This window comes from Marinomonas sp. TI.3.20 (assembly GCF_038155025.1).
GTDB lineage: Bacteria > Pseudomonadota > Gammaproteobacteria > Pseudomonadales > Marinomonadaceae > Marinomonas > Marinomonas flavescens.
Map to the genome: position 1 here is coordinate 419,527 of NZ_JBAKAS010000001.1, position 17,599 is coordinate 437,125.

At 43.7% G+C, this 17,599-nt stretch carries 19 protein-coding genes; 13 read left to right on the forward strand and 6 right to left on the reverse strand.

What is annotated here, in order from left to right; all coding sequences use genetic code 11:
- Window positions 1-83: 83 nt before the first annotated feature.
- Window positions 84-860, reverse strand: coding sequence for an exodeoxyribonuclease III (locus tag V6259_RS01950; RefSeq protein ID WP_133010884.1), 777 nt, complete (start codon window positions 858-860; stop codon window positions 84-86).
- Window positions 861-976: 116 nt separating this feature from the next.
- On the opposite strand from V6259_RS01950, the gene pyrE reads away from it, so the two are divergent.
- Window positions 977-1,630, forward strand: a complete 654-nt coding sequence (pyrE, locus tag V6259_RS01955) for an orotate phosphoribosyltransferase (RefSeq protein ID WP_341583111.1) — start codon at window positions 977-979, stop codon at window positions 1,628-1,630.
- Between the two features lie 45 nt (window positions 1,631-1,675).
- On the opposite strand, the gene slmA is transcribed toward pyrE, so the two are convergent.
- From slmA to coaBC, 4 genes are all read right to left on the reverse strand, one after another.
- Window positions 1,676-2,269 (reverse strand): nucleoid occlusion factor SlmA, encoded by a 594-nt coding sequence (gene slmA / locus V6259_RS01960; RefSeq protein ID WP_133010886.1) that lies wholly within the window; start codon window positions 2,267-2,269, stop codon window positions 1,676-1,678.
- Between the two features lie 49 nt (window positions 2,270-2,318).
- Complete coding sequence (argB, locus tag V6259_RS01965) at window positions 2,319-3,227, reverse strand: acetylglutamate kinase (RefSeq protein ID WP_133010887.1); 909 nt, start codon at window positions 3,225-3,227, stop codon at window positions 2,319-2,321.
- A 331-nt stretch (window positions 3,228-3,558) separates the two neighbouring features.
- On the reverse strand, window positions 3,559-4,017 hold the full coding sequence (gene dut, locus V6259_RS01970) for a dUTP diphosphatase (RefSeq protein WP_133010888.1): 459 nt from the start codon (window positions 4,015-4,017) through the stop codon (window positions 3,559-3,561).
- A 29-nt stretch (window positions 4,018-4,046) separates the two neighbouring features.
- Window positions 4,047-5,270 carry a bifunctional phosphopantothenoylcysteine decarboxylase/phosphopantothenate--cysteine ligase CoaBC gene (gene coaBC, locus V6259_RS01975; RefSeq protein WP_341583112.1) on the reverse strand — a complete coding sequence of 408 codons (1,224 nt, stop codon included), beginning with the start codon at window positions 5,268-5,270 and terminating at the stop codon, window positions 4,047-4,049.
- Between the two features lie 196 nt (window positions 5,271-5,466).
- Here coaBC and radC point away from each other — a divergent pair, with 196 nt between their 5' ends.
- The 9 genes from radC to cdd all read left to right on the forward strand — a co-directional run bounded on the left by radC (window position 5,467) and on the right by cdd (window position 13,299).
- Entirely contained in the window at window positions 5,467-6,144 is a 678-nt protein-coding gene (radC, locus tag V6259_RS01980) for a RadC family protein (RefSeq protein ID WP_133010890.1), read from the forward strand.
- A gap of 257 nt (window positions 6,145-6,401) precedes the next feature.
- Window positions 6,402-6,638, forward strand: a complete 237-nt coding sequence (rpmB, locus tag V6259_RS01985) for a 50S ribosomal protein L28 (RefSeq protein WP_133010891.1) — start codon at window positions 6,402-6,404, stop codon at window positions 6,636-6,638.
- 11 nt (window positions 6,639-6,649) lie between these two features.
- A complete protein-coding gene (rpmG, locus tag V6259_RS01990) occupies window positions 6,650-6,820 on the forward strand; it encodes a 50S ribosomal protein L33 (RefSeq protein ID WP_123096784.1) in 171 nt (56 codons plus the stop codon).
- A gap of 120 nt (window positions 6,821-6,940) precedes the next feature.
- Window positions 6,941-7,759 carry a bifunctional DNA-formamidopyrimidine glycosylase/DNA-(apurinic or apyrimidinic site) lyase gene (mutM, locus tag V6259_RS01995; protein ID WP_133010892.1) on the forward strand — a complete coding sequence of 273 codons (819 nt, stop codon included), beginning with the start codon at window positions 6,941-6,943 and terminating at the stop codon, window positions 7,757-7,759.
- A 245-nt stretch (window positions 7,760-8,004) separates the two neighbouring features.
- On the forward strand, window positions 8,005-9,000 hold the full coding sequence (locus V6259_RS02000) for a BMP family lipoprotein (protein ID WP_341583113.1): 996 nt from the start codon (window positions 8,005-8,007) through the stop codon (window positions 8,998-9,000).
- Between the two features lie 252 nt (window positions 9,001-9,252).
- The gene (locus tag V6259_RS02005) at window positions 9,253-10,809 is read left to right on the forward strand and encodes an ABC transporter ATP-binding protein (RefSeq protein ID WP_341583114.1); all 1,557 of its coding nucleotides are present in this window, start codon (window positions 9,253-9,255) and stop codon (window positions 10,807-10,809) included.
- Window positions 10,806-11,915 (forward strand): ABC transporter permease, encoded by a 1,110-nt coding sequence (locus V6259_RS02010; RefSeq protein WP_341583115.1) that lies wholly within the window; start codon window positions 10,806-10,808, stop codon window positions 11,913-11,915. Before V6259_RS02005 ends, V6259_RS02010 begins: the two co-directional genes overlap by 4 nt.
- Before the next feature lies 1 nt (window position 11,916).
- The gene (locus V6259_RS02015; RefSeq protein ID WP_133010896.1) at window positions 11,917-12,885 is read left to right on the forward strand and encodes an ABC transporter permease; all 969 of its coding nucleotides are present in this window, start codon (window positions 11,917-11,919) and stop codon (window positions 12,883-12,885) included.
- 3 nt (window positions 12,886-12,888) lie between these two features.
- Window positions 12,889-13,299, forward strand: coding sequence for a cytidine deaminase (gene cdd, locus V6259_RS02020; RefSeq protein ID WP_341583116.1), 411 nt, complete (start codon window positions 12,889-12,891; stop codon window positions 13,297-13,299).
- A gap of 80 nt (window positions 13,300-13,379) precedes the next feature.
- Here the strand turns inward: cdd and V6259_RS02025 are convergent, their stop codons facing one another.
- Window positions 13,380-14,468, reverse strand: coding sequence for an AbrB family transcriptional regulator (locus V6259_RS02025; RefSeq protein WP_341583117.1), 1,089 nt, complete (start codon window positions 14,466-14,468; stop codon window positions 13,380-13,382).
- A gap of 207 nt (window positions 14,469-14,675) precedes the next feature.
- On the opposite strand from V6259_RS02025, the gene V6259_RS02030 reads away from it, so the two are divergent.
- The 3 genes from V6259_RS02030 to feoB all read left to right on the forward strand — a co-directional run bounded on the left by V6259_RS02030 (window position 14,676) and on the right by feoB (window position 17,574).
- Window positions 14,676-15,059, forward strand: coding sequence for a septal ring lytic transglycosylase RlpA family protein (locus V6259_RS02030; RefSeq protein WP_341583118.1), 384 nt, complete (start codon window positions 14,676-14,678; stop codon window positions 15,057-15,059).
- Window positions 15,060-15,283: 224 nt separating this feature from the next.
- A complete protein-coding gene (locus tag V6259_RS02035) occupies window positions 15,284-15,532 on the forward strand; it encodes a FeoA family protein (RefSeq protein ID WP_133010900.1) in 249 nt (82 codons plus the stop codon).
- Window positions 15,529-17,574 carry a ferrous iron transport protein B gene (gene feoB, locus V6259_RS02040; RefSeq protein ID WP_341583119.1) on the forward strand — a complete coding sequence of 682 codons (2,046 nt, stop codon included), beginning with the start codon at window positions 15,529-15,531 and terminating at the stop codon, window positions 17,572-17,574. The genes V6259_RS02035 and feoB overlap by 4 nt, the downstream gene beginning before the upstream one ends.
- Window positions 17,575-17,599: the final 25 nt, after the last annotated feature.

Below are 17,599 nucleotides of genomic sequence, written 5' to 3' on the forward strand. Positions count from 1 at the left end.
AGAAAAGCCCTCAATCGTCAGATTATCCGACGGTTGAGGGCTTTTTTCTTTGTTTAATATATTTTTCGACACTGCTCAATAGATTAATCGATGTTGTATTCCATGATTAAAGGAGCATGGTCAGAAAAACGCTGACCTTTATAGACGCTACCGCCTTGAATTAAATGCTTAATTCCGGGTGTTGCGATTTGATAATCCAAACGACCGCCTTCATCTAGTTTCCAAGCGCGTTCGTAATCTGGCCACCAGGTATATTGCTTGTCTTGCTTATTAACCTGACGAAAAGCGTCAATGTATTCGAGCTCGTTGAAAATTTCGTTAATCCATTTGCGTTCTTCCGCTAAAAAGCCGGAGTTACGCTGATTTACGAACCAGCTACTAACATCAATGGGCGACCGAGCAACATTGGCTGTTCCGCAAAAAATGAATTCACGACGCTTGCGGCGAGTTTTTATTAAATGGTTTTTAAATCCTTCCATAAAGCGATATTTATGCTGTTGAAGCATGTCTTCGTGGTTGGAGCCATGAGGTGTTAGGAAAGCGCCAATGCTTACCTTTTCGAAATCCGCTTGGATAAAGCGTCCTTCAAAGTCACACTCAGGAAACCCCATGCCAGTCATGATAGCTTTTGGCATGGTTTTACAATAAATGGCCACACCTGCTTGCTCGGGGTCTTCCATCGAGTCAAAAAAGTAAGTGTTGTATCCAGGAGGGAAGAAGACACTGTCGTTTAGGCTTCTTTCGTCTGCCTGAATATCTTGTAGACAAACAACATCCGGGTCCTGGCGAACCATCCATTCAAAAAAGCCGCGATCGGCAGCTTGTCTTATACCGTTTACATTAAGACTGATGACCTTCATTTCTGGTCCCTACAATTCCTAGCCGTGTGTTATATTAGCGCCTATCCAATGTTGGCATGGCTTCGCTCGTTCTTGGCGGCGCTTTGTTCTATTTTTAAAATCTATCTGGAGTCGGCATGAAACCTTACCAAAAAGAGTTTATCGAGTTCGCCATCGAGCAAAATGTGTTGCGTTTTGGCGAATTTACACTTAAATCTGGCCGTGTAAGCCCTTACTTCTTTAATGCTGGCTTATTTAATTCCGGCCAAGCGTTAGCAAAGTTAGGTCGCTTTTATGCGGCCGCATTAATGGAAGCAAATATTCCATTTGATGTTTTATTCGGTCCTGCTTACAAGGGCATTCCCCTTGCAACCACCACCGCTGTTGCTCTGTTCGATCACCATAACGTGGATACTCCTTACGTCTTTAACCGTAAAGAAGCAAAAGCCCACGGAGAAGGTGGTTCACTCGTTGGCGCTCCTTTGGCTGGCAACGTCATGATTATTGATGACGTTATCACTGCAGGTACTGCCATTCGAGAAGTTATGGCCATTATTCAAGACGCGAAAGCCGCACCCGCTGGCGTATTGATCGCATTAGACCGCCAAGAGCGTGGTCAAGGCGAATTATCTGCCATTCAAGAAGTCGAACGTGACTTCGGTATGCCTGTCGTTAGTATCGTTTCGCTTAATAACATAATGACTTACTTAGCAGAACAAGCAACCCCTGAATTTGCGGAGTATCTTGATACTGTTAAAGCTTATCGTCAGCAGTATGGTATTGAATCTTAATCGAACCATGATCAGCTCAGTGTCTGGGGCTCTTTTGTCCCAGTGCTAGCGATTGAGCATAAGTGTTTTTTCTAATGCTGACCATTGCTCAGACCAAACTTCTGTCGGCCTCACCTTAAATTCACTGCGCACGTAATGGCGGATTTTTCCTTCAATGACTGCCAGTAAAAAGTTAGCGCAAGGTGCCACTCCCATAACAGGTCGCAAACCTTGTTTTAAATCGGCTTCACGCATTACCTGTTTGAGCTGGGTTTCAATTCGGTCGAACAATTGTGCGATACGAATTCTTAGTCTTTCTGTTTCACCAGCGAGTGCATCGGCTGTTAGTAGTCGGCACATCCCAGGATTGTGCTCTGAAAAGCCTAAAATCAACGTCAGAATCATCTCAATGCGAGCTAACACGTCGCTTTCGTCTTTTACGATTCTATGGATGCGAGAAAAAAGCGATTCTTCGATAAATTCGATTAAGCCTTCAAACATCTTCGCTTTGCTTGGGAAATGGCGATACAAAGCTGCTTCCGATACACCAACCTGCTTGGCCAATGCCGCAGTCGTGATACGAGCGCCAGGGCTACTTTCTAGCATTTGAGCTAAAGATTGCAGTATCTGTGTTCGACGATCGCTTTTCTTGTTGCTCATTTGACTGTCCAGTTCCCAAACCAATTATTGTTAGTATGCAGTACTAAGGCTATTCAGCCGACTTTGTATTAGAAATTAAGGTGCCTACACCTATGTCTGTAAATATTTCTAACAAAGTCGCGTGAGGTACGCGTCCGTCAATAATATGCGAACTTGTCACGCCTGAATTTACAGCAGATAAAGCGCAGCTGATTTTCGGTAACATACCACCATAGATAGTTCCATCGGCAATAAGTCCGTCAACTTGAGTGGTTGTTAAGCCTGTTAACACATTACCTGACTTATCTTGTACGCCAGAAATATTGGTTAGTAACATTAATTTTTCAGCACCAACGGCTTCTGCAACTTTACCCGCGACTAAATCTGCATTGATATTGTAGGAATTGCCTTCAGCGTCTACGCCGATAGGGGCAATAACAGGGATCAGGTCGCTATTTTCTAATACTTTTAAGACACTAATATCAATACTAGCTACCTCACCAACATGTCCGATATCAACTTGTTCCGGTGCGCTCATACCTTCAGCTTGGTACTTAACAAACAGTTTTTTTGCTTGAATAAAATGGCTGTCTTTACCGGTTAAGCCAATGGCTTTTCCGCCAGCTTGAGAAATCATATTGACGATGTCTTTATTAACTTGACCGCCAAGAACCATCTCTACAACATCCATGGTTGCTGAGTCGGTAACGCGCATTCCATTAATAAATTTGGATTCGATATTTAGCTTCTTCAGCATGTCGCCGATTTGTGGACCACCGCCGTGAACAACAATTGGGTTAATACCAATGGCTTTCATCAGAACGATATCGCGTGCAAATCCTGCTTGAAGCGCTTCGTCAGTCATGGCGTTGCCGCCATATTTTATAACAAATGTTTTGCCAGCAAAGCGCTGGATATAAGGAAGCGATTCACTTAGTACTTCGGCAACGTCTAAAGCGGATTCACGCGTAAAAGCCACGATCAACTTACTCCTGTTAGCGATAAAATACCCTGATCTAAACAAGTAGGGTCTTGATGGCTCAGTAAATAGCCATTTTTAAAATAATTTATTGAGTTGCTGCGTCAAACGATGATTGTTCATGGTCAGTGACGAGTGTAAGCAACCACTTAGGGTTGAAATAATAGCCTGAACCAAGGCGATTAACTATAGAAATTTGTATGAAAATTACGAAGTGAGGGCTTAAAAACTAAATTTAGTTACGGTTCTGAAATATGGGTGAGAGAATCAGTAGAGAAAGCGCGAAAAGATGAGAAAAACTCACCTTTTCGTACTGTTTTGTGTCTGAAAATTACTTAGTGCCGGTGTGACCAAACCCACCTTCGCCGCGCTCGGTGCTTTCAAACTCAGTCACGATATTAAATTCAGCTTGAACAACAGGCACTAGTACCAATTGTGCGACGCGTTCACCTGGTTCTATGGTGAAAGATATGTGTCCGCGATTCCAGCAAGAGATCATTAGCTCGCCTTGGTAGTCTGAGTCGATTAGGCCAACAAGGTTACCAAGTACAATTCCGTGTTTATGACCAAGCCCTGAACGAGGCAGAAGAATTGCCGCCAAGCTAGGATCTTCGATATAAATAGACAATCCAGTCGGTAGCAATGTGGTGTCGCCCGGAGCTAATTCAATCGCTTTATCTAGACAAGCGCGAAGGTCAAGTCCAGCAGAACCTTCGGTTGCGTAAGTTGGAAGAGGAATTTCTTTGCCGATTTTGTCGCTAAGAATTTTTAACTGAATAGCTTGTTTCATAGTCTTCACTTTATTTTGTAAATAGGGATTTAATGGGTTGAGTGAGTGTATTGTAGAATCAGATTCACTAACTCCGTGGCTAATGCTGTTTTTGCTGCTTTGGCCGGAAACCAAGTGTCGTTTTTAGTAATGACTGTGACTTGGTTTTCGTCTTGATTAAAGCCAATGTCGGAGCGAGACACATCGTTTGCGATGATTATGTCTAACCCTTTGCTGTCTAGTTTACCTTTCGCGTATTCGATGACGTTCTGTGTTTCTGCAGCAAACCCCACCATGATTCTTGCTCGCTTATCTTTGGCAAGCGTCGCAATGATGTCAGGATTTTTGATCAAGGTCAGCTGCAATTCATCCGTATTACTTTGCTTTTTCATTTTTTGATCGCAGGCTTGCTTCATTTTAAAGTCTGCGACGGCAGCAGCACCGATAAAAACATCGGCTTGTTGAGCCATTGCTGTTTCACACGCAGCGAGCATATCATCGGCGCTTTTAACGGAAATAAGCGTGACACCTGCCGGTACAGGAACTTGCACTGGACCGCTAATTAGCGTCACTTTTGCGCCACGATCAAGTGCCGCTTGAGCGAGTGAATAGCCCATTTTCCCTGAACTGTGATTACTAATAAAGCGAACTGGATCAATAGCTTCCATGGTTGGACCTGCTGTAATTACCCAATGTTGGTTAGCCAGGTCTTGTGTCATAGATGAGAGGTTAAAATAAGCATCAATAGCCTCAAAAATGTCACGAGGTTCACTCATACGTCCAGGACCTATGTCACCACAAGCTTGGGCGCCATCGGCAGGGCCAATGCTCAATACGCCTCGTTTAGCTAATAACGCCGTATTATGTTGAGTGGCAGGGTGCTTCCACATGGCTTGGTTCATTGCTGGAGCGAGCAAAACAGGGGATTCGGTAGCGAGGCATAACGTGCTTAATAAATCATTGGCCATGCCTTGTGCGTAACGCGCCATAAAATCTGCGGAAGCAGGGGCGATAACGATTAAATCGGCCCATTTAGCCAACTCAATGTGTCCCATTCCGGCTTCTGCATTAGGATCTAATAAAGTACTGCGCACGGCGTGACCTGAAACGGCTTGCAAAGTCATTTCTGTGACAAACGCTTTTGCGCCTTCTGTCAGCACAACTTGAACCTCAGCGCCTGCTTTTGTTAATAAGCGAATGAGCTCGATGCTTTTGTACGCAGCGATACCCCCTGTAATGCCTAATAGAATATTTTGTTTCGCTAGGTTTGACATATAAAACTTCTCAATTCAAATCGATAGCCGATTTACAGGCTAGACTAGTATATAAAAGCAATAACGTAAGGCAGGAAGCCGCTAACGTTAATCTCCGCTTTTATTAGGAAAACTGAAAGTGTGTTTTCCATAATTAAAGCAGTGAGACGCCTGTCTTTAAAGTGGTGCAAGATTAACATGGATCAAGGAGTAGATCATGAGTATTAAACACTGGCCAGAGCAAGAAAGACCACGCGAAAAACTCATTCATCAAGGTGCTGAGGCATTAAGTGATGCAGAGTTGTTGGCTATCTTTCTTCGTACTGGCACTCAAGGAATCAGCGCCGTTGAGCTTGCTAGGCAAGTATTGACCCAGTTTGGCGGATTACGTTCCCTTCTATCCGCCAGTCGAGAAGATTTTTGTAAAGGCTTTGGGCTCGGTGATGCAAAGTATACTCAGTTGCAGGCGGTCTTAGAAATGTCTAAGCGTCATCTGCAAGAGCAGTTGAAGCGTGAAACCGTGTTTAGCAGTGCTGAGCATGTCCGGCATTATCTGTCCGCACAGTTGCGTCACTCTCAGCGTGAAGTGTTTGCTGTTTTGTTTTTAGACAGCCAGCACCGACTGATTCGTTATCAAGAGCTGTTTATGGGCACAATTGATGCGGCGGCGGTTTATCCTCGTGAAGTGGTGAAAGCCGCTTTGCAATATAACGCTGCCGCCGTGATCCTAGCGCATAATCATCCAAGTGGTGTGGCCGAGCCGAGTCAGGCCGATATTTCGATTACGTCTAGAATCAAGCAGGCGTTGGATTTAGTCGATGTGCGTTTATTGGATCATTTTGTTGTGGGGGATGGCGTGCCAGTGTCGCTTGCCGAAAGAGGCATGATATCGTGATGATGTGACGATGAGCTTAAAGTGTTGTACTGATGATTTCATCGGCTTATTCGGTATTTTTTTGCTTTTTTAACGACGAACTTTTGAAAGTTGATCATTTTTTTAACAAAATATTTGCTCAGGGCTCTTGCTTATGGGAGAATGCGCGCCGCTATTCCTCGGTACGGGATATTTTTGATTCATAAGGAATCATGCTCCGCCTGAGGAAGTGAAGCACACTTCCAATAATCTTTCTGGATAGCAAAAGGTATTTAATTATGTCTCGCGTATGTCAAGTTACTGGGAAACGCCCTGTTACAGGTAATAACGTTTCTCACTCAAAGCGTCGTACTAAGCGCCGTTTTCTTCCTAACCTTCATTGGCACCGTTTTTGGGTCGAAGGTGAAAACCGCTACATCCGTTTACGTGTATCTTCTAAAGGTATGCGTATTATCGATAAAAAAGGCATCGAAACAGTTCTTACTGAAATGCGTGCCAACGGCGAAAAAGTATAAGGAACTGAATCATGGCTTCTAAAGGCGCTCGCGATTTAATTCGCATGGTATCTTCTGCTGGTACTGGTCACTTTTACACAACTGACAAGAACAAGCGTAATACTCCAGACAAACTAGAAATGAAAAAGTTTGATCCTGTTGTACGTCAGCATGTAATGTACAAAGAAGCGAAAATTAAATAATTTTCGATCTTTATAAAAAAACCGACTCATTGAGTCGGTTTTTTTGTATCTACTATATAGTAGAGTCCGTTGAATATATCATCAGCATTGTTTTCACCGTGCATCTTTGTCGAGGTCCCTATGCCTGAATTACCAGAAGTAGAAACTACCTTGCGTGGAATTGAACCACTGCTTGTTGAGCAATCCATTGCTCGGATTGATATTCGTCAGCCTAAACTACGATGGCCAATCACGCCAACGTTGGCTGAAGAGATGCAAGGGCAAATTATTACTCGCTTGACTCGCCGTGGTAAATACATAGGCATTCACACCGCGTCAGGTACCTTGATTATTCATCTTGGGATGTCAGGCAGCTTGTATTTTGTTGAACCTGAAACGCCGCCTTTGTTTCATGATCATGTGGATTTCTGCCTTCAAAACGGGACACATTGGTTGCGTTATACCGATCCGCGTCGCTTTGGCGCTATTCTTTGGACGACCAATGATTGGCTGCAGCATGAGTTGTTGAGTCATTTAGGGCCAGAGCCATTATCTGATTCGTTTCATGTTGATTACCTTTACGCTAAATCAAAAGGCCGTAAAGTGGCGATTAAAAGCTTTATCATGGACAGTAAAGTTGTGGTCGGTGTAGGGAATATCTATGCAAATGAGGCCTTGTTTATGGCGGGTATTCGTCCGACCCGTATGGCTGGAAATATTAGTAAAGCCAGATATGCTAAATTAGTTGAGTGCATTAAAACAGTGCTATCAGCAGCGATAAAACAGGGCGGAACGACGCTAAAAGATTTCGTCGGAGGCGACGGTAAGCCTGGATACTTTAAACAAGAGCTTGCTGTTTATGGTCGTGCGGATAAGCCTTGTGTCGTTTGTAGCGTGCCTTTAAAGGAAGTGCGACAAGGTCAACGCAGTACTGTGTATTGTTTGCACTGCCAAACTTAACCATTTGGTTAGTATAGGCATGGTTATTGCTCAGTTGGTTAGTGACAATGATAAATGCTGAAAATAAGATTGAGTGTTAAATACGAACTTTAGTGGTTTTTTTTTCAGTAAAGAGTAGTTTGAAAAAACACCGAGTTTTTGGTGCGTTTAGATTGCGATAATCAGCGAATAGAGTTATTTTGACCGGCTAGACAGTTTTTTACATGTCGACGCCATAATTAAAAAAAACAGAAAGAGGAATTGGAATGAAAGGTGTCTTTCTTGCATCCGTAACAGCGCTGGCTATGTCAGCAAGTTTGGTTCACGCCGCAGATGATAAGCCAGCAGTCGTATATGACCAAGCAGGTAAATTTGATAAGTCTTTTAACGAAGGTGTTTATAACGGCGTTAAAAAATACACGGCTGACACTGGTCAAAAGATTCGTGAATTTGAACCAAAAAATGAAGCACAAGTAGAGCAAGGTCTTCGTCGTTTGGCAAAACGCGGTTACTCACCAATCGTTGCGGTTGGTTACAGTATGTCTGCAGCCACTGAAAAAGTAGCGAAAGACTTTCCTAATATCCATTTCAGTATCATTGACAGCGTTATCGACTTACCAAATGTACAGTCGATCGTTTTTAAAGAACAAGAAGGATCCTTCTTGGTAGGCGCATTAGCAGCCATGAAAACGAAAACCAATACGGTTGGTTTTATCGGTGCAATGGATGTTCCTCTGATTCGTAAATTTAGCTGCGGTTACAAGCAGGGTGTGAAATACATTGCACCAAACGATAAAGTGATTGTAAACATGGTTGGCTCTACTGGCGCTGCGTTTACGGATCCAACTAAAGGGTCTGAGCTTGCGAAAAGTCAGTTTTCCCAAGGGGTTGATGTCGTGTTTGCCGCTGCTGGTGGAACAGGCATTGGTATTTACCAAGCCGCCGCTGATGCCGGCAAGTATGCGATTGGTGTGGATTCAAACCAAAACTACCTTCATCCAGGCGTTATGCTGACTTCTATGGTTAAACGCGTAGACCAAGCCGCTTACAACACTTATAAAACGGCTGCAGCCGGTACTTGGAAACCAGGTCTTATCACGCTTGGCCTTGCTGACAACGGTGTGTCTTGGGCGTTGGATAAATACAACGAAAAGCAAGTTACTCCTGAGATGGTTGCGAAAATGAAGACCATTCGAGCTGATATTATTAGCGGTAAAATACAGGTGCATGACTACTCTAAAAACGGTAGTTGCAACGACTAGAAAGTGAAATAAAAAAACAGCGGTTCACGATGAGTGAGCGGCTGTTTTTTTGCATTTGATGCCTTCCTTCGAAGCAATAGATTTGCCAACAATATGTTGTGCGAGTTGTTATTCGGTCTACCTGCTATCCTTCGATAAGGATGAGCGTATCTAGGATAGACGTAATTGCATCATTGCCAGAGTAAGTACAATATTGTTTGTATTAAGTGTATTTACTGCTTCCAACATAAATTGACGAATCATTATTGAAATATGACAAACACAACAACGCCATACGCAATTGAATTGCGCGACATTAGTAAGCGCTTTGGGGCTGTTCAAGCTAACAAAGATATTTGCTTGCAGGTCCCCAAAGGTACCATTCACGGTATTATTGGTGAAAATGGGGCAGGTAAATCGACCCTAATGAGCATCATTTATGGGTTTTACGAAGCGGATTCTGGCCACATAGAAGTGGACGGAGAAATCGTTAATATTCGTAATTCTCAAGAGGCAATCAAAGCCGGCATTGGCATGGTGCATCAGCACTTTATGTTGGTGGAAAACTTCACCGTCTTAGAAAATGTAATATTGGGTGCCGAAGGTGGTGCCGTGTTACGTAAGGGTATACACGATGCTCGTACGGAATTAACTCGTCTGGCCAAAGAGTACAGTTTGGATATAGATGTGGATATGGTCGTTGAAGACCTTCCTGTTGGTTTACAGCAACGAGTGGAAATTTTGAAGGCGTTATATCGTGGCGCTCGTATCTTGATCTTAGATGAGCCTACCGGTGTATTGACGCCACAAGAAGCGGACCATTTGTTCCGTATTTTGTACTCTTTAAAGGAGCAAGGCGTCACCGTGCTCTTGATTACTCATAAGCTGCGGGAAATTTTGGCTTCCACGGACAATGTGTCTGTGATGCGTCAAGGTGAAATGGTTGCTCATAGAGAAACAGCGAAAACAAACAAAGAAGAATTAGCCGAATTAATGGTCGGTAAAAAAGTGCGTTTGACCGTGAACAAAGGTGATGCAACCCCCGGCGATACTTTATTGTCGGCAAAGAACGTTTCTCAATTTGATGCTCAAGGTGTCAAGCGACTCAAAAACGTCAGTTTAGAGCTTCGCTCAGGCGAGATTTTAGGTATTGCTGGCGTCTCTGGTAACGGCCAGAGTGAATTATTGAATGTACTGTCTGGTATCACGGAAATGAGCGAAGGTGAGATTCATTTCGCAGGTGCAACAATTAGCGCGAACTCGCCTAAAAATGCGTCGCAAATGCGTGATATGAAAATGGCGCATGTCCCTGAAGACCGTCATAAAATGGGCTTGGTGACAGGTTTTGAGGCTTATGAAGCCGCCGTTTTGGGGTACCATAATTCTGCTGTTTACAATGGCAAAGTATTTATGCATCGCAAAGTGATGGTGGATGAATGCAAAGATCGTATGGCTGCATGGGATGTGCGTCCGCCAAATCCTCATTTAAAAACGGCGAATTTTTCGGGTGGTAATCAACAAAAGATCGTTATTGCTCGAGAAGTGGAACAAAACCCAGATGTGTTGTTAATTGGCCAGCCTACTCGTGGAGTAGATATTGGAGCAATTGAAAACATACATGAGCAAATTGTAAGTTTACGAGACGCAGGCAAAGCCATTCTATTGGTCTCGGTTGAATTGGATGAAATTATGGCGTTGAGTGACCGTATCCTTGTGATGTTTGATGGCGCTGTTGTTGGTGAGTTGGACGCAAAGGATGCCAACGAGCGTGTACTTGGCTTAATGATGGCAAATGCCTACAGTGATGATGAGCAAGGAGAGTCAGCATGAGTCAGGCAAAGGTTCCTGTTTGGGTCAATCTAGCATTGATTCCGCTGATTAATATTAGTTTGGCGTTTCTGATTTCTGGTTTGGTTATTTATGCCATCGGTCAAGACCCGTTCGAAGCCGCAGGCTATATGCTTTACGGGGCTTTTGGGTATAACGAAGGCATCGGCTATACCTTGTATTACGCGACCAACTTTATCTTCACGGGTCTTGCTGTGTCTGTTGCGTTTAAAGCGGGTCTTTTCAATATCGGTGGTGAAGGTCAAGCGTATATTGGTGGTTTGGGGGTAGGGTTAGTGTGTTTGGCCCTCGATCATACTATGCCGTTTTATGTGATTGCGCCGTTAGCTATTATTGGCGCGGCTGTGTTTGGCGCTGCTTGGGCTTATATCCCTGCGTATCTACAAGCCAAGCGTGGTAGTCATATTGTAATTACTACCATCATGTTTAACTTTATTGCCTCATCTTTAATGGTTTATTTAATGGTGAATTGGCTTAAGTCACCTGATAGTTTGTCATTGAACAGCCGTACGTTTGAAGAAAATGCATGGATGCCTTATCTGCATTCTTTATTGATGCCTCTGGGAATCGATATTGGTGATTCACCACTAAATGGCGCTTTTATTTGGGCATTATTGTGTTGTGTGGGTGTTTGGTTGCTGATTTGGCATACTCGTTGGGGTTATCAATTGCGTACTTTGGGGACGAATCCAACTGCCGCTAAATACGCAGGTATTGATACATCGAAAGTGACTATTTGGGTCATGATGATCTCTGGTGCTCTTGCTGGTTTTGTTGGTTTGAATGAAATCATGGGTGTTAACCATAGCTTGTTGCTGAATTTTGCTGCGGGTTACGGTTTCGCTGGTATTGCAGTGGCTCTAATGGGGCGAAATCATCCGTTTGGTATTTTATTGGCTGCGATTTTATTTGGTGCTCTGTATCAGGGTGGTGCAGAAGTCGCATTTGATATGCCAGAAATTACACCAGATATTGTGGTGGTTATTCAAGGTTTGGTCATCTTGTTCTCTGGGGCTTTAGAGCACATGTTTAAAGATCGCATCGAAGGCTTCTTTATTCGCAGAGCCACAGCGGCACAGGGGAAATAAAATGTACGATACGCTTATTCAAATGTTAGACGCCACAATGCGTGTTTCTACACCGCTTATTCTTGCAGCCCTGGCTGGCTTGTATTCTGAGCGAGCAGGTATTGTAGACATCAGTTTAGAAGGGAAAATATTGGGCAGTGCATTTGCTGCTGCCGCTGCTTCTGCTGTGTTTGGTTCTGCTTGGGTTGGTTTGATTTTTGGTATTATGGCTTCGGTTATGCTGGCATTAATTCATGGCTTTGCTTGTATTACACACCGAGGTGATCATATCGTTTCTGGTGTTGCCATCAATACCATTGTTGCCGGGATGACAGTCACTTTAGGGCTGCATTGGTTTAATTTAGGAGGACAAACTCCTGCTTTAACAGGCAATGAGCGCTTTTTAGATATTACATTACCATTCGCACATGCGATGCAGAATGTACCTGTCATAGGGCAGATATATACGCACTTACTAAGTGGGCACAATATTCTTGTCTATCTTGCCTTCTTTATGGTGCCTGTTACTTATTGGGTAATTTATAAAACACGCTTTGGTTTGCGTCTTCGTGCTGTTGGTGAAAATCCTCAAGCAGTTGATACTGCAGGCATTTCAGTGACATGGATTCGTTATCGCGCGGTAATAGTGTGTGGCATCTTATGTGGTGTTGCTGGCGCATACTTGTCTACGGCACACAATGCTGGATTCTTGAAGGATATGAGTGCGGGTAAAGGCTATATGGCTTTGGCTGCGCTGATCTTTGGTAAATGGCGTCCTGTTCCTGTTATGTTTGCGTGTTTGTTATTCGGCTTCTTAGACGCTGTTGCAGTGCGCTTACAAGGTTTTGTAATTCCAGGATTAGGTGAAGTGCCGGTACAAGCGATTGAGTCACTTCCTTATGTTTTGACTGTTCTTCTGCTAGCAGGCTTTATTGGTAAAGCGATTGGGCCAAAAGCCGTTGGCCGACCTTATGTCAAAGAGCGAGCCTAGACTATGCCAGATGTTGTGATAGACGGCGTTGCTTTTGAGCTTGCGAAAAATGCAATGAGTAAGGCCTATGTGCCTTACTCGAAGTTCAAAGTGGGTGTTGCGATTGAAACGGTCAATGGTCAATACTATTCTGGCTGTAATGTTGAAAATGCGGCTTACCCAGAAGGTACTTGTGCTGAAGCCGGCGCCATTGCCGCGATGATATTAGATGGCGAGAGCCAAATTAAAAACATCTATGTCATGGGCAGTGGTTCCAAATTGGTAACGCCTTGTGGTGGTTGTCGTCAGAAGATTCGAGAGTTTGCTTCACAAGATACTTTGATTCATGTCTGTAGTGATTCTGAAGTACGCCAATCATTTTCATTAGAGGCACTTTTGCCTCATTCTTTTGGCCCTGAAAACCTCGCTGAATAAGTTTGCTTTAGCTGATAATAATGCTAAAAGTAAGAGTAGAAGTGAGAGCAAAAGCCACGTATAGCGTGGTTTTTTTATGCCTACTGTTTAGTTGTTTTCGTGACTTTATTAACGGATAGCCAGCGAGCCAACATAGGGCCGACGATCAGAACCAATAAGAAGCGCATGATCTGCATCGACATGACAAAGGCGACATCTGCATTAGTGGAAGCCGCAATAATGGCTACCGAGTCGGCACCGCCTGGGCTGGTGGCTAGAAAGGCCGTCAGTGGGTCAATATTAGCGAAGTAAACCAATAGCATCGCAAAGCAGCCATTAATAAAGATCAGTGCAATAATTGCTGAGATAACATGTGGAAAAACGTGTAGTGCATGGCGTAGAACTGACGGTGAAAAGCGAAAGCCAATTCCCCATCCTAGTAATCCAAAGCTAATGGCCAAATACCAGCTAGGCAATACAATTGAAAATACGCCAGAGAACTTAATAAAAATGCCTACCGCAATGGATAGCAGAAGAGGGCCACCAGGAAGGCGTAACTTAGCGCCAATAAAAACGGTCATGCAGCTCATCACTACAGTAATCATAAAATCAGAAAAAGAAGAGAGAGCAAACCATTGTACCGATACAGTCGTATCGACATTGAACATACTCGCTACAACGGTAGCTGCGATAGCACAACATGCAACACGTAGGTATTGCATAAACGCGACCAGGCGCATATCAGCCCCATAGGACTCGGACATTATGGTCATGACTGACGCGGCGCCAGGAGAAGAGCCCCAGATTGCCGTGGTTCCTGGCAGTAAGCCTGTTCGACTTAGCAGCCAACCGAGCAAACTTGATGCAACAATAGTAGAGCAAGTACCAAGTAGGAAAATTGGCCATTCTTTGGCGATTTCTTGATAAATAGTCGTCGGTAAATGCCCCGCAATCATCCAGCCAAGTGTGCCTTGTGCCATAGCAAATAAAGGGTTAGGTAACATTAAGCCAGCGCCTCGTACTGTGACTATAATGCCAGCGATCATAGGTCCTAATAGTAAAGCAGCAGGTAAATTGCAGGCTTCTAAAAAGGCAGAAATAGCAAAAGAAAGGATGAGAAGAATGAGAAAGGTCCAAACTTTAGGGTTGTTATCAAATGTGAAGTTTGGTTTGGTCGTCGGTGTGGGCATGTTCTCAATCCAAGACAATTGGCAATGGCGCTATGTTTTGCAGAGCATACCTTAAATATCGCGATAATATGATAAGACTCGTTGCTGTCAGTAATCTATCCACATTTCCTTTGGCACCCTTTCACTAAAGGAATCTGGTATCGTACTTTTACAATGACTTAGTTTGGATGAGAGAGGCCGCGCTTGTTAAAAAAGGATAATAATTTCATGAGAAACATTACGCCCATTTATTGGGTCTTTTTGTCTTTAATACTCACTGCTTGTTCGACTGGAGCGATTACTCGTGCTGATTCGGTGGGCTTCAAAGAGTCGGGTGAAGCAACATACTACGCCACAAAATACCAAGGACGACAAACAGCCAGTGGTGAATTGTTCAACCAAAAAGCCATGACAGCGGCTCATAAGCGTTTGCCTTTTGGAACCAAGGTAAAAGTGACAAATGTAGCCAATGGTAAGAGTGTTATTGTACGAATCAATGACCGCGGTCCGTTTGTAAGTGGCCGTATTATCGATTTAAGTAAATCCGCCTTTCAGCGAATTGCCAGTACTAAGCATGGGGTGATCGATGTCGACATTGCTGTTTTAAATTGAAGCACTTTCTAAGCGTGAGTTGAGAGCTAAAATGTCATTGTTTTTTCCTTTTCAGTCTCGATGAAACAATAGTTGATATCATCTACAATGACGCTTCTTATTATTCATGTAATGGTTTTCACTAATTAACCGCATTTTCCCTCTGGCGATAACCTAGCCATCTGGGACATAATAGTCACAATTATTGTATTGATAATTGTTATCGTGTTCATTTTGGAGGGACCATGCTTCTGTCAGAGCTACCGAAAGGTAAAGTTGCTAAAATTCATTTCGTGGCACATCCACATGAAGACAAACAAATTCAACTCAGTGCATTAGGTTTTGATCCCGGTGAAACGGTGAAACTTATGATGAAAGCCCCCTTTGGAAATCCTCTTCAAATTAAAGTGGGTGCCACTCTTATCGCTATTCATACTGACGATGCTCAGTATATTCATCTGTGTGATGAGCAATGTGAGGGTCATGACGAATGAGTCACCACATTACGTTAGTGGGTAACCCGAATACAGGCAAAACCACCTTATTTAATAAGCTCGCCGGAACGCGTCAAAAAGTCGGAAACTGGGCTGGCGTGACAGTAGATTGTAAAACGGGCTTTTTCCCTGTTGCTGGTCAGCGAGTCGATATGACTGACTTGCCAGGAATTTACAGTTTTGCCACTGAATCTGGTGGTATTGACGAATCGGTTGCCCGTCGTTTTCTGAATAAAGGCGAGTACGATGTCATTGTTAACGTCGTTGATGCGACCAATCTAAAGCGTAATTTAAAGTTAACAAAAGAGTTAATTGAGTTAGGTCAGCCCATGATAGTGGTGATGACGATGACGGATCTCGCAAGAAAAATGCGCATCATGCCGGACTTAGAAATGCTCGCCGAAAACATGGGTATTACCATTCTTGATGGTCATGGACTTTCTGTAATAGATCTACAAAAGCAAGTGTTAGCGCTCGTTGAAACACTAAAAGCCAATCCTATTGTTGCACAGTCAAAGCCCGTTAAAACATGGTTGTCTGGTGTGATGAAACAACAAGCGAAAGCCCACAATACAACGGAATTCGTAGACCGTATTGTATTGCATCCATTGTTAGGTATTCCTATTTTCTTATTGGCAATGTACGCGATGTTTGCCTTAGCCATCGGTTTAGGTACCTTGTTTATTGATCCGATAGATTCTTTTACCGCTTACTGGTTTGTGTCCTTTCCAAGCCATTGGATGCAGCAAGTTGGTGTGCCTCATTGGATTATTATTGTTCTTGCCAACGGTTTAGGTGGTGGTGCTGAGCTGGTTGCTACTTTTGTCCCTGTCATAGCGTGTTTGTATTTATGCCTGAGCTTTTTAGAAGACAGTGGCTATATGGCTCGTGCGGCCTTTATTATCGATCGAGTTATGCTGTCGATTGGATTACCTGGTCAGGCTTTTATTCCTTTATTATTAGGCTTTGGCTGCAACGTCACCTCGATCATGTCGACGCGCAGCTTATCTAACCCTAAGCAGCGCATGCTAACCATGGCAATGGCTCCATTTATGTCATGTAGTGCACGTTTGGCGGTATATGTTATGTTCGTTTCGGTGTTCTTCCGTGACAATGGAGGCTCGCTGGTATTTGGTTTGTATCTTTTAGGCATTCTGATGGCTGTGGGAACCGCGTGGATTTTTAGAAAGCAGCTATTTAAAGATGTACACGCCAGCTCGTTTATCGAAATGCCGCATTATCATCGACCACGTTGGGGCAATATTGTGTTGTCTAGCTGGCATAAAGTACGTGGTTTCGTTATTCGTGCAGGTAAAACCATTATTGTGGTCTCGGCAATATTAACGATACTAAATTCCGTTCCATCTTGGCGCTCGGCCGCAGAGGGTGGTAAACCATCAGCCTTGGCAGAAGTCGGCCAGGTGATTACACCTGCCTTTTCACCAATAGGAATGGGCGACAACAACTGGCCTGCTGCCGTTGGTGTGTTTACTGGCGTGTTGGCAAAAGAAGCCGTCGTTGGGACCATGGATGCACTTTATTCAAATGTGGCTGGGGGAAATGATCAAGCAGAATATATATCGCCCTTTGCTAATTTGAAAGCGGTTAGCGCGATTCTTTGGAGCAACTTAACCGGCGCAATGAATACCTTGATTGACCCATTAGGCTTGTCTGCAGTGAGTGATGCCCAGCACGAAGAAACCTTATCGCTAGGTCATCAAAAAATGGTGTCTTTGTTTAATGGTTGGCAAGGCGCGTTTGCTTATTTAGTGTTCGTGCTGCTTTATACGCCTTGTGCCGCGGCGATTGGTGCCTTGGTAAAAGAAGGTGGGCTCTTGTGGACTGGGGTTGTGACGGCTTGGAGTACATCAGTAGCCTATGTTGGGGCGGTATGTACGTATCAAGTACTTACCTTTTCTCAGCATCCTACCAGCTCTCTTGTATCCATGGGCATTGCAATTGCTTGGATTGTACTCTTTGTCTTCGGGCTTAAATGGTGGATAAAGCCTACCTTAGATAAAAATATCATTGCAAGAGGCTAATATTTTCTCTTTTAGGTGAGAAGAT

What these genes read in the sequence shown, in the direction of transcription:
- V6259_RS01950 (WP_133010884.1), bottom strand. Translation starts at nt 860, where the DNA reads ATGAAGGTCATCAGTCTTAATGTAAACGGTATAAGACAAGCTGCCGAT.
- pyrE (WP_341583111.1), top strand. Translation starts at nt 977, where the DNA reads ATGAAACCTTACCAAAAAGAGTTTATCGAGTTCGCCATCGAGCAAAAT.
- slmA (WP_133010886.1), bottom strand. Translation starts at nt 2,269, where the DNA reads ATGAGCAACAAGAAAAGCGATCGTCGAACACAGATACTGCAATCTTTA.
- dut (WP_133010888.1), bottom strand. Translation starts at nt 4,017, where the DNA reads ATGAAACAAGCTATTCAGTTAAAAATTCTTAGCGACAAAATCGGCAAA.
- coaBC (WP_341583112.1), bottom strand. Translation starts at nt 5,270, where the DNA reads ATGTCAAACCTAGCGAAACAAAATATTCTATTAGGCATTACAGGGGGT.
- radC (WP_133010890.1), top strand. Translation starts at nt 5,467, where the DNA reads ATGAGTATTAAACACTGGCCAGAGCAAGAAAGACCACGCGAAAAACTC.
- rpmB (WP_133010891.1), top strand. Translation starts at nt 6,402, where the DNA reads ATGTCTCGCGTATGTCAAGTTACTGGGAAACGCCCTGTTACAGGTAAT.
- rpmG (WP_123096784.1), top strand. Translation starts at nt 6,650, where the DNA reads ATGGCTTCTAAAGGCGCTCGCGATTTAATTCGCATGGTATCTTCTGCT.
- mutM (WP_133010892.1), top strand. Translation starts at nt 6,941, where the DNA reads ATGCCTGAATTACCAGAAGTAGAAACTACCTTGCGTGGAATTGAACCA.
- V6259_RS02000 (WP_341583113.1), top strand. Translation starts at nt 8,005, where the DNA reads ATGAAAGGTGTCTTTCTTGCATCCGTAACAGCGCTGGCTATGTCAGCA.
- V6259_RS02005 (WP_341583114.1), top strand. Translation starts at nt 9,253, where the DNA reads ATGACAAACACAACAACGCCATACGCAATTGAATTGCGCGACATTAGT.
- V6259_RS02010 (WP_341583115.1), top strand. Translation starts at nt 10,806, where the DNA reads ATGAGTCAGGCAAAGGTTCCTGTTTGGGTCAATCTAGCATTGATTCCG.
- V6259_RS02015 (WP_133010896.1), top strand. Translation starts at nt 11,917, where the DNA reads ATGTACGATACGCTTATTCAAATGTTAGACGCCACAATGCGTGTTTCT.
- cdd (WP_341583116.1), top strand. Translation starts at nt 12,889, where the DNA reads ATGCCAGATGTTGTGATAGACGGCGTTGCTTTTGAGCTTGCGAAAAAT.
- V6259_RS02025 (WP_341583117.1), bottom strand. Translation starts at nt 14,468, where the DNA reads ATGCCCACACCGACGACCAAACCAAACTTCACATTTGATAACAACCCT.
- V6259_RS02030 (WP_341583118.1), top strand. Translation starts at nt 14,676, where the DNA reads ATGAGAAACATTACGCCCATTTATTGGGTCTTTTTGTCTTTAATACTC.
- V6259_RS02035 (WP_133010900.1), top strand. Translation starts at nt 15,284, where the DNA reads ATGCTTCTGTCAGAGCTACCGAAAGGTAAAGTTGCTAAAATTCATTTC.
- feoB (WP_341583119.1), top strand. Translation starts at nt 15,529, where the DNA reads ATGAGTCACCACATTACGTTAGTGGGTAACCCGAATACAGGCAAAACC.